The 11098-nt window shown below is 60.2% G+C and carries 10 protein-coding genes; 7 read left to right on the forward strand and 3 right to left on the reverse strand.

The features are described from left to right. Positions 1–61 precede the first annotated feature (61 nt). Positions 62–901, reverse strand: coding sequence for an AraC family transcriptional regulator (locus KVG88_RS05885; RefSeq protein WP_217870652.1), 840 nt, complete (start codon positions 899–901; stop codon positions 62–64). Between the two features lie 97 nt (positions 902–998). Here KVG88_RS05885 and KVG88_RS05890 point away from each other — a divergent pair, with 97 nt between their 5' ends. Beyond that, positions 999–1928: a LysR family transcriptional regulator gene (locus KVG88_RS05890; protein WP_217870653.1), complete on the forward strand. Its 930-nt coding sequence runs from the start codon at positions 999–1001 to the stop codon at positions 1926–1928. A 90-nt stretch (positions 1929–2018) separates the two neighbouring features. Here the strand turns inward: KVG88_RS05890 and KVG88_RS05895 are convergent, their stop codons facing one another. Then, positions 2019–2933, reverse strand: a complete 915-nt coding sequence (locus tag KVG88_RS05895; protein ID WP_217870654.1) for a LysR family transcriptional regulator — start codon at positions 2931–2933, stop codon at positions 2019–2021. Between the two features lie 71 nt (positions 2934–3004). On the opposite strand from KVG88_RS05895, the gene KVG88_RS05900 reads away from it, so the two are divergent. After that, positions 3005–4060 (forward strand): helix-turn-helix domain-containing protein, encoded by a 1056-nt coding sequence (locus KVG88_RS05900; RefSeq protein WP_217870655.1) that lies wholly within the window; start codon positions 3005–3007, stop codon positions 4058–4060. A 103-nt stretch (positions 4061–4163) separates the two neighbouring features. Here KVG88_RS05900 and KVG88_RS05905 read toward each other — a convergent pair whose 3' ends face one another. Continuing rightward, the gene (locus tag KVG88_RS05905) at positions 4164–5861 is read right to left on the reverse strand and encodes a sulfatase-like hydrolase/transferase (protein WP_217870895.1); all 1698 of its coding nucleotides are present in this window, start codon (positions 5859–5861) and stop codon (positions 4164–4166) included. 390 nt (positions 5862–6251) lie between these two features. On the opposite strand from KVG88_RS05905, the gene KVG88_RS05910 reads away from it, so the two are divergent. The 5 genes from KVG88_RS05910 to KVG88_RS05930 are packed head-to-tail and all read left to right on the forward strand — an operon-like array spanning position 6252 to position 11098. Next, positions 6252–7604, forward strand: coding sequence for a UDP-glucose dehydrogenase family protein (locus tag KVG88_RS05910; protein ID WP_217870656.1), 1353 nt, complete (start codon positions 6252–6254; stop codon positions 7602–7604). After that, on the forward strand, positions 7601–8662 hold the full coding sequence (locus KVG88_RS05915; protein WP_217870657.1) for an NAD-dependent epimerase: 1062 nt from the start codon (positions 7601–7603) through the stop codon (positions 8660–8662). The genes KVG88_RS05910 and KVG88_RS05915 overlap by 4 nt, the downstream gene beginning before the upstream one ends. Beyond that, positions 8659–9405, forward strand: coding sequence for a sugar transferase (locus KVG88_RS05920; protein WP_150704860.1), 747 nt, complete (start codon positions 8659–8661; stop codon positions 9403–9405). The genes KVG88_RS05915 and KVG88_RS05920 overlap by 4 nt, the downstream gene beginning before the upstream one ends. After that, on the forward strand, positions 9405–10052 hold the full coding sequence (locus tag KVG88_RS05925; RefSeq protein ID WP_217870658.1) for a CpsD/CapB family tyrosine-protein kinase: 648 nt from the start codon (positions 9405–9407) through the stop codon (positions 10050–10052). The genes KVG88_RS05920 and KVG88_RS05925 overlap by 1 nt, the downstream gene beginning before the upstream one ends. Before the next feature lie 23 nt (positions 10053–10075). Beyond that, complete coding sequence (locus KVG88_RS05930; protein ID WP_150704862.1) at positions 10076–11098, forward strand: polysaccharide biosynthesis/export family protein; 1023 nt, start codon at positions 10076–10078, stop codon at positions 11096–11098.

Raw genomic sequence — 11098 nt, forward strand, 5'->3', positions numbered from 1 at the left:
CTGGGGTTCTGGGTTGCAGCTTTTTGGTAGCGTACATATCCGTTGCTGCGGTAACGGTCAATTACAGCCCCAACCGAAACTGCTTCGGCGTAATCCCAAAGTGCTTACGAAACGCCCGAATAAAATTACTCGGCTGCCGATACCCAAGCCGCTCGGCAATCCGCTCGATCGGCTGATCCCCCGCCGTCAACCAATGCCGCGCCAACTCCAGACTGTCACTGCGAACATGCTGCGCAGCTTCAACCTGCCAATGCCGCAACATGCTCTGATGCAAAAACGGATTAGCCCCCAGCAACGGCTCATCAAGAGTGTCCAGCGCCATCAACAGGCACGGATGCGGACCGCGCGACACCTTGATGCCGACACTGCGCAACCACTCGCCAGCCGCCTGCTCCGGCGTCAACGTCACCCCGACAAACACCTCACCCGGCGCCCGCCCCAGCCGTCGGGCGATGTTGCGTACCAGGCTCAATGTCGCCGCATCCAGACCGAAAAAATGCGGTGCCTGATAAACCCCGCGCAAGTGCAGGCGGGCCTGGCCATCGACCTCTTCCAGATGCGCCTGCACGTAATTGGTCACACGGGGCAGGTACTCGGTGAAACACGCCAGACTGGCGCGAAGGGTCGCGGCGGAGTCCAGCAAAATGTTCAAGCCTTGCAGGCTGGTAGTCGCCATGCCGTTGACCAGTTCACAGCCAAACGTTGCGCCCGCACCCTGTCGCTCGCACTCACTCCACAACTGTTCGACCAGGTGCGCCGGAACGTGCAGCCCCTGCCCGTCCAGCCACGACAGGCAAATGCCGGCGCGTTCAAGCAATTGATCGCGACACAAACCCGACTGCTGGGCGTGGCTGAGAATGGTGCGGGTGAAGGCGCTGGAGATGAACGGTTGGCTGGTCATGGCAAGCTACGACGAGAAGACAGGCGTGTACTTATGCCAGCCCCTGTGATATCGATCCAATGCATTAAAAGTATCCGCCGAATGCAGGAGACGCATGATGGACCTACGACAGCTTCGCCACCTCGTCGCACTGGCCGATTACCGCAGTTTTGGCCGAGCTGCCGAGGCGATCAATCTCAGCCAGCCGGCCTTTAGCCGAAGCATCCAGACCCTGGAACGGGATCTCGATTGCCTGCTGGTGGAGCGCAGCAGTCGTGAATTCCGTCTGACCGGTCAGGGCGAACTGGTGCTGCAACATGCCCGGCGCCTGCTCGCCGGCAGTCAGGCACTGCACAACGAAATCACTCAATACAACGGCCTCACCGGCGGCGAACTGCGTTTCGGTTGCGGCCCTTATCCGGCACAACTGCTGGTGCCCGAAGCCTTGGCGCAATTCATCCAGGCCCATCCGGCAATCCGCATCAGTTTCCATCAGGGCGACTGGGAACAACTGGCGCTGTGGTTGCGTGAGCAACAGATCGAATTCCTGGTGGCCGACGCGCGCCATTTCACTGGTGATCCGCAATACCTGGTGCAGCTGTTGCGCCCTCGACGCGGGCGCTTTTTCTGCCGTGTCGATCACCCCTTGGCCCAGCGTGAAAACCTGTCCTTGCGCGCCCTGCTCGACTACGCCGTGGTGGGCACACGCATTCCGCCGATGATTCGCAAGATCCTCGCCGATGCTCAGGGCGAGCCGGACTTCAACCCCAGTGTCGAATGCGCCCAGTTCGATGCCATCTGCCGCGTGGTGAGGCGCTCCGACGCAGTGGGCATCGCCACCATGGAAGCCCTGGCCGAACAGGTCGAACAGGGGCTGATACAGCTGCTTAGTTTTGACGATATCCCCAGCGACGACCCCGGATTGCTGCTGCACTATGGCATTGTCAGCCGCGTCGGTTATTCCCTGACACCGGCGGCGTTGGCGATGGTGGAGGCGATTGTGCGGGTCGACGAATATTTATTGGCAGGAATGCCACGCCCCCTGTAGGAGCTGCCGCAGGCTGCGATTTTGCCTTTGAAACAAGATCAAAAGATCACAGCCTGCGGCAGCGCCTACAAAGTGCTTTTAATGGCAAGTTTAGGCGCGGCGTGCCAATGCTTGCGTGGTGCGAGGTTCGCCCAATGCGCGCAGCAAACAATGCATCGCCTCTTCGCGGCTGCGTTCGAAGCGATAGCGGGCCTCGATGTACAGCGCCAGTTTCAGCTGCACCGGCTCATCCAGTGGCAATGGCACCTGATGCAAGCCCAACACTGTGGCTACGCGGCTCGGCAGGCTCATGCCGAACGGTTGCCGGTCGGCCATCAATTTCGCCGCCAGGGTGCTTTGGGTGCTCACCGCCAAAGTACGGCGCAATCCCTTCAGGCCGAGTTGAAGATCCACAGGGCTGAGCCCGTCGCGGCGGCTGGAGATCTGGATCTGCGGTTGTTGCAGGTAGGCCTCCAGCGTGCGCGGCGGCTCCTTCAACGCGGCGCCATAGGCAAACACGTAGTGATCGGCCGGGAGCACTTGTTTGTGCAGGCCGGCCAAACCGGCCAGGGGCTGGTCGAGGTCGATCAGGATGTCCAGTTTGCCACTCGCCAGTTCCTGCAAGGCGTCGCGTCGCCGAGGCTGGAAGTAGCGGACCTGCCAGTCGGCATGGGGCGATTCAAGCAAGGCATCGAGCAACACCGGTTGCAGGCAGTCCAGGCAACTGACGCGCAACAGCGGATTGTTTTGCCGTGCGGCGGGAATCATCCGCAAGCCATCGCGCAAGGACTCCAGTGCAGCGCGCACGTAATCAGCCAGGCGATGGGCGACCAGCGTCGGGGTCACGCCCAGGCGACTTTTGATGAACAGCGGATCACCGCACAACTCGCGCAGACGGCGCAGCGCATTGCTCATGGCCGGTTGCGACAGGCACATCACTTCAGCGGCGCGGGTGACACTGCGCTGCTGGTAGATCGCATCGAAGGCGAGCAGCAGGTTCAGGTCGAGCTGGCGTAAATCAAGCATGGTCTTGCTCCGGCAAATCGCTTAACGTCGAGCAGCCTAACCAGTGTTTCGCCAGACGCCGTGAGCCCTACATGACAAAAAGCGATCAGGCATCGGACAATCAACCTTTGCCCAATGCGTTCTACGCCCCGACCTTGCTGCCAGCCATCGAAGAACTGCTGGCGCGCGGGGTTGCCCGGGAGCGTATCGAAGCGTTGTTCCGCCGCAGCCTGTTCGAATTGCGCACGCCGTTCATGCGCGTGCCGCTCTTTCTGTCGCGGCGTTTCTGGGCGTTTGCGCTGGAGCAGACCGGCGATCCGTTGATCGGTCTGGCGGCAGGTCGGCGCTTTGTTTCCACGGCCACCAATGGCCTGACGTATTTGTTCGACGTGGCCGCGTCACTGGACAGCGCGTGCCAGTATTTCGTACGTTTTTTCCCATTTTTCAACGGCCACTTTGAAGCGCGCATTGTGCGCGGCGAGCACGATGTGCAGCTGCAATTGCTCGACCGTGGCAGCGTCAGGGCCGGCGCGCCGACCGCTGATTACATCCTCATCAGCCTGTGCAGCATGCTGCGGCGCAAGTTTCTGGCCAGCGGCCTCGGACGTGATCCGATCCTCGGCGTCGACCTGGCATCTGCCTGCACGCACAACCCTGGACAGCACGAGCAAGCACTGCGGGTGCCAGTACGCTGGGGGGCGCCACAGCATGCGATCCGCCTCGACCCGCAACTGTTCGTCACGGCGCTGACGCCCGGCAATCATGAACTGGAGCAGACCCTGATCGAACTGCTGGAGCAAACCCGCCACAACAGCGAGCCGACCTTGCTGGAACAGGTCAGTGATCACCTGATCGCCGACCTCGCCAACGCCAACTGGCAGCAGTTCTGCACCGCCCAGCATTTGATCGAGCGCACCGCAGCGCGTCGTTTGAAGGCGTTGGGCTGGAGTTTTTCAGAGGTGCTGGATGAGTATCGCCGCTGCCGTGCCGAAGACTATTTGCAGGCGGTGGATCTGGAGTTGGTGGAGATTTCCGACCGACTGGGTTACAGCGATGTGCAGAGTTTCAACCGGGCGTGTTTGCGGTGGTTGGGCTGTGCGCCGGGGGTGTATCGGGCGCGGTGTGGGCAGGCTCTGAACTTGAGTTGATTGGACCGACGCCATCGCGAGCAGGCTCGCTGCCACATTGAAATGCATTTCACATGTGGCAGCGAGCCTGCTCGCGATAGGGCCAGACCAGGCTACCAAAACCTCACTGCCCCACTGCCACACTGGACCCCGCCTGCTCCGGTGTCACAATGCTGTTGAGGTCGATGTGTTTCCACTCGGGCTTGGCGCCCAGCCGCGCATTGAACCGATAGTTGAAGGTGAAATCATCACCTGTGGCCACGTTCAACGGTTTGCCATACACCGCCTCCACTCCCGCCAGGTCGTAGCCCATCAACTGCAGCAAGGTCGGGAAGATGTTGTAGTGGCTGGAGCGATCCTTGTTGCCGACCAGCTGCGCCTGCCAGTCTAGGGTTTTCAAACCGCTGCCCTGGATCACCACCAAAGGCACCAGACCTTCTTCCTCCACCGGGTCGCCACCGCAATGGGTGTTCAGGCCAGGGTTGCCGCGCTCATGCAAGTCCTGTCCGTGATCGGAGGTGTAGATCAGCAGCGCGTTGTTCAAATTAGCCTGGGCGAACACCCGCGAGAAAAACTCCCCGACATTCCACAGCAAGGTGTTTTTGTAGGCATTGCGGTACAACACCCAGTCATCGGGCTGGCCGTTGAAACCATCGCGCTTGCCGGTGTCGGCCACTTCGACGAATTGCCCCCGCGGCAGCGTCGGTCGGTAAGCCATGAAGGCGTCCGGGTATTTGTCATGCACGGGAAAGTGTGCGCCGACCTTGTTGATCACCACCAATTGCGCCTTGTCGTCGTTGAGCAGTTCGATCAGTTTCGCCGCTGCGGCCATGTCGCGGTCGCGCACGCTGGTCTGGTCGAATTGCACGAACTCGTCGATGTCCTTTTTCTCGGTGTCGTTCATCAGGTTCTGCAGATTGCCGCCGGTACGTTGCGCGTCAATGTAGACCGTGCGCAGGCCCGCCTTTTTCGCGTACTGCCAGATCGACGGCAGCGTGCTGTTGATGCGCATGTAATCGCCGCGAGTACCGCCGTAACGCAAGGTGATGTTGGTGTCGGCGCTGCAATTGGCGATTGAAGCGGCGTAGCCGTAGTTGAAGATGTCGACCCCGGGGCGCGGCTCTTTCAGGTTGCTGTGCACGCCGAACGGCGCGTTGATGTCGAGGTAATTGCCGGAGATGCTTTCGTCGATGATCAGCACAATGTCGTGGCTCACCGCTTGATCGACGCGCGTCAGGCTCACCGGTTCGCGCGGGCCAACGGTGTTATGCAGGGATTCGTAGGCGAACAGGTTCAGATAGGCCAGTGGCGTGTACATCTGCGGCAGGCCACGTGCGCCCTCACCCGCGCGCACGAACAGCACCGCACTCAGGAGCAACACACCCAGCAGCGGCGCCGCCACCAATACCGGGCCGGACACGGGAAAGCGTCGCCGTGGCTTGAGGCCGACACCTAGCAGCAGCGGCAAACCGCCGAGCACGCCGCTGATGATTGCATCGCGGTACTGGATGATCGCTTCCTGGATGAAGCCCCCCGAGTACACCAGCGAGACGAAGCTGCTGTAGGTCAGGTAATCGGCGGTGACTTTTGAATACACATCAAAAAACACGGCCGAGCCAAATATCGCCAATGCAAATAAATGTCTAATAAATGTTTGGCGAATGTGGGCCGACATCAACAGTGCAACTGTCAATACGACGAACATTCCGACAAATAAAACTAACGGAAAGGTTATTCCGATCGCACTGATACGCCCAAAGTAATAGTCGTAATGGGTAATCAAATAGACAGCAATTAATATTTCTTTGATATATCGAATCATAGACATTCCCAAACTCTTTCACGGCGAGGGTCAATAAGTAGTCGGCCATTTTTTGACACTAGCACCTTGCCATCAAAGCGCAAGAAATGACGCAAACGAGACGAAAGCGTCAAAAAATAATCGTCTCAAATCTGACACACTCAAGTGCCTACAAGCCTTGTATTTCAAGCCTTACGACCGTTTATCGCTTTCCTGAAAATTGTTCATGCTGCTTAAAATCACGGTAAACCCAACTGCGGCAAGCCTTTGATGGCAATTGGCCCCCCAAAACCGGGGGTGTCTTACACTTTTAACATGTCATTTTGCTGACACGGTTTTCCAAGGCTGGGCTATACCCCTTTTGACAGTCTCATTTCTGATCTTTCCAGCGAACTTACGAGGCACGCCAATATGGACGTGAGCGTATTTGGTACGGGCTATGTTGGCCTTATACAAGCAGCGGCACTGGCCGATGTCGGACATCGTGTCTTATGTGTCGACATTGATCCCAATAAGATCAAGCAACTTCAACAGGCCGTACCGCCGATCAGTGAACCGGGACTTTCCGGCACGCTGGAAGAAAACATCAAGGCCGGTCGTTTGCTCTTCTCCACCCAGGCCAGCGACGCGGTCGAACACGCCGAGCTGATTTTCATCGCCGTCGGCACGCCTGCTGATGAAGACGGCTCCGCCGACCTGACTCACGTGCTGAATGTGGCCCGGCAGATCGCCAGTTACATGGAGGCTGATCGCACCCTGATCATCAAGTCTACAGTGCCGGTCGGCACCGCTGACCAGGTCGCCGCCTCCGCTCTCAAGGAACTGCAACGCAGGGACAAGGGCGCGCTGAAGGTGCGGGTGGTGTCCAACCCCGAATTTCTCAAGGAAGGCAGCGCCCTGGCCGACTGCATGCGCCCGGACCGGATCATAGTCGGCACCGACGATGACGAAGCCCGCAACCAGATGAGCGAGTTGTACGCGCCCTTCTGCCGCAACCATGAAAAGCTCATGTTCATGGACAACCGCAGTGCCGAGCTGACCAAGTACGCCGCGAATGCGATGCTCGCCACCCGCATCAGTTTCATGAACGAACTGGCCAACCTTACCGAATTGCTGGGTGCCGACATCGAAGCGGTGCGCAAAGGCATCGGTTCGGACCCGCGCATCGGCTACCACTTCATCTATCCCGGTTGCGGCTTCGGCGGTTCGTGCTTCCCCAAGGATCTGCGCGCCCTGCTGCACACCGCCGAACACAACGGCATGCCCCTGCGCCTGTTGCGCAGCGTCACCGACGTCAACGACAGCCAGCGCCACATCCTGTTCAGCAAACTCAAGGCGCAGTTCCCGCAAGGGCTGGCCGGCAAGTCCATCGCGATCTGGGGTCTGGCCTTCAAGCCCAACACCGATGACATGCGCGAAGCGCCCAGCCGCTATCTGATGGATGCCCTGTGGGCCGAAGGCGCCAGCGTGCAGGCCTATGACCCGGAAGCCATGTCCGAATGCCGGCGTATTTATGGCTATCGCAATGACCTGCACCTGTGCGCCACCCGCGACGACACCCTCGAAGATGCCGACGCACTGGTGATCTGCACCGAATGGAAAAACTTCCGCGTGGTCGACTTCGACCTGCTGGCGAGCAAGCTGCGTTCGCGGGTGATCATCGACGGGCGCAACCTCTACAACCCGGAACACGTCGCGGCGGCCGGCCTGCACTACAGCGGCATCGGCTTGCGTCACGTCGTACCCGAGGCGCCACGCCCATGAAGATTCTCGTGACCGGAGCGGCCGGATTCATTGGTGCCCATTGTGTGTTGCGGCTGTTGCGCGACGGGCATCAGGTGTTCGGGCTGGATAATTTCAACGATTACTACGACCCGCAACTCAAGCACGATCGCGTGCAATGGGTGCAGGAGCAGGTCGGCCATTTCCAGCTTTCAACGGTTGACCTGGCCGATGCTCCGGCCATCGAGACACTGTTTGCCCAAGAACAACCCGAAGTGGTGATTCACCTCGCGGCCCAGGCGGGCGTGCGCTACTCCCTGGACAATCCCCGGGCCTACCTCGACAGCAATCTCAATGGTTTCCTCAACATTCTCGAAAGCTGCCGCCGGCACCCGGTCGAGCATTTGATCTACGCCTCTTCCAGTTCGGTGTACGGCGCCAACCAGCACACGCCGTACTCGGTGCAGGACGGCGTCAATCACCCGCTGTCGCTGTACGCCGCGACCAAGAAAGCCAACGAACTGATGGCCCACAGCTACAGCCACCTGTTCGGCATTCCTTGCACTGGCCTGCGTTTTTTTACCGTGTACGGCCCTTGGGGCCGGCCGGACATGTCGCCGATCCAGTTCGCCCGGGCGATTGCCGAGGGCCAACCGTTGAAGCTGTTCAACTACGGCGAGCATCAGCGCGACTTCACCTACATCGACGACATCATCGAAAGCATCGCCCGGCTGATCGACCGCGCGCCACAAGCCAACGCTGAGTGGGACCGTGAACAACCGGACCCGGCCAGCAGCATGGCGCCTTGGCGGATCTACAACATCGGCGGCCAGCACCCGGTAGAGCTCAAGGATTACCTGGCCTTGCTGGAAAAACACCTGGGGCAAAAAGCCCGGGTCGAGTTGCTTCCACTGCAACCCGGCGATGTGCTGAACACCTGCGCCGACGCCAGCGACCTGGCCCGCGCCACCGGTTTCCAGCCCCGTATCGAGCTGGATGAAGGACTCGGGCGGTTCATCGCCTGGTTTCGTGACTACTACCCACTGCCTATCGCCCACGCGCCGCTCGCGGCTGAATTCCAGCGGAGGACTGCTCAATGACTGGACATGAAAAAGGTGTACCCATCCAACACCTGCGCCGTGACAAGCGCCTGGACCCCGAACACCGAATGCGTCTCGATGCGGCCATTCACATGCAGGGTCGCGGCTGGGTGACGGGCCGTGACGGTGGCCGGCCATGGACGTTGTCACGCACCAACCGGGTGTTCGCCTGTTTCGGTGCGCTGGTGATTTTGCTGTTGATCTCGCCAGTCCTGCTGGTGTTGGCACTGGCCATCAAGCTCACCAGCCAGGGCCCGGTGATGTTCGTGCAGAAACGCACCGGCTATCGCGGCCGGATGTTCGGCATGTACAAATTCCGCACCATGGTGGCCAACGCCGAGGAGCTCAAGGAGTCGCTGCGGCACCTGAACAAACACGGTGCCGACGCCATCGACTTCAAGATCGACAAGGACCCGCGCATCACCGGCATCGGTGGTTTCCTGCGGCGCACCAGCCTCGACGAACTACCCAACCTGATCAATGTGGTAACTGGCGACATGCGACTGGTAGGCCCACGGCCAACGTCGTTCAACGCCTACCGCTACAAGGACAATCATCTCGCTCGCCTGAGTATCTACCCCGGCATGACCGGTCTATGGCAGATCTCCGGGCGCAGCAATATCGACTTCGACCAGCGCGTTGAGTTGGACCTCAGCTATATCGCCGAGCAGAGCCTGCTGCTTGATCTGAAGATCCTGTTGAAAACCCCCTTCAAAGTATTCAGCGGCCACGGAGCAAGCTAATGGACGGTTCAACTGCAAAAAGCCTCAGCATCGCCAACCCGAGCGAGTCCAACCTGACATCCGCCGTGCTCGATCAGGATCTGCGCATCCTGTTTCTGACCGCGGCCAACCCCGGCGCAGGCACCACCACCAGTGCCCTGGCGCTGGCCAGCCAACTGGCGCAAATGAGCAGCGGCCTAGTGCTGCTGGTCGACGCCAGCCAGTCCTCGACCAACCTCACCCAGCAACTGGGGCTGAGCAAGGAGCGCGGTTTTCGCGACCTGCTCTTCAACGAGCAGAGCCCGCCGCTGTTGCAGGACTGCGTGGTGAATGTGTCGAGCCTGCCCTTCCACGTCTTGCCGTTCGGGCGCTTCTCGCGGGGCACTGAACACCTGACGCCGGAGCGCCTGAGCCCGTTGCTCGATCAGCTCGGCAGTCAGTACCGCTTCGTGGTGATCGACGGTGACGCGGTGTATTCGGCCGCCGACACGCTGGTCATCAGCACTCAGGTGGACGGCGTGATCATGGTCGTGCGCTCTGAAGACACGCGCTGGGAAGTGGCGCAGGCGGCGGTTCAGCGCCTCACCCAGGCCGGGGCGAAACTGGTTGGCAGCGTGTTCAACCGGCGCAAGTACTACATGCCCAAGTGGCTGTACAAAAACCTGTAAGCCAACGCAAAAAGGATGACGCCATGAACGCCAAGATGCTTGTCCTGCTGTTGCTGCCGCTTGCAGGTTGCACCAGCACTTCCGAAACCCAGAACATGCCGGTGAATATCCTCACGGCCTCACCCGCCAACGCCCAGGCCACCGACATGCCCAAGATCGAACAGACCTTGCGGCCCCAGGATGTGCTGGACGTGATCTTCCACATCAGCACCAGTGGCTCGGACGCCTACCGCGTACAGTCCGGTGACCAGATCGGCCTGAACTTCACCGCCGCCAGCCAGCTCAACGGCAACCAGTTGGTGCTGCCCGACGGCACCATCGAACTGCCGGGCGCCAACACTTCGGTGAAAATCGCCGGGCTGACCAGCGAGGAAGCGCGCCAGGAAATCCAGCGTGCCTATCAGCGCAAACAACTGTTCCAGCCCAACCGTAATCAGCTGACCGTGCAAATCATCAGCCCGCTGACCAACGAGCAAAACCTCAAAAGCGCGCTGAACCACCCGGCCACCGGCATGAGCCGGGAGATCACCGTGGGCACCGACGGCTACGCCAGTTTTCCGGAGATCGGCGCCGTGCCGCTGCAAGGCATGACCGTCAACCAGCTGGAAGCTTTCCTCAACAAAAAGTACGCACAACTGCCGGGGCGAATGACCGTCGACGTGCTGCTCAAGTCCACCGCGGGTAACGAGATCTACGTGCTCGGTGAAGTCGGCCAGCCGGGTTCCTACCCGATCCGCCGTCCGGTCTCGGTGCTCGAAGCCCTGACGCTGGCCCGTGGTTCCAACGTCAAGGCGCGCCTGGACTCCGTCGTGATCATGCGCCGCAACGGCAATCAGGTTGAAGCCCGTCGCTACGACGTGGAAAAAGCCCTGGCCGGCGATGCCTCGCAGATCGCCTACCTGCAGCCGGACGACATGCTCTATGTGCCCAAGACCAAACTGGCCAGCGCCGGTGAGCTCGCGCGGCAACTGGCGGATGTGGTGCTGTTCCAGGGTGTGGGCTTCAGCTTCGGCTACCGCGTCGATAACAAAGACAGTGACGACTAA

This window comes from Pseudomonas azerbaijanoccidentalis, assembly GCF_019145495.1.
Classification (GTDB): Bacteria; Pseudomonadota; Gammaproteobacteria; order Pseudomonadales; family Pseudomonadaceae; genus Aquipseudomonas; species Aquipseudomonas azerbaijanoccidentalis.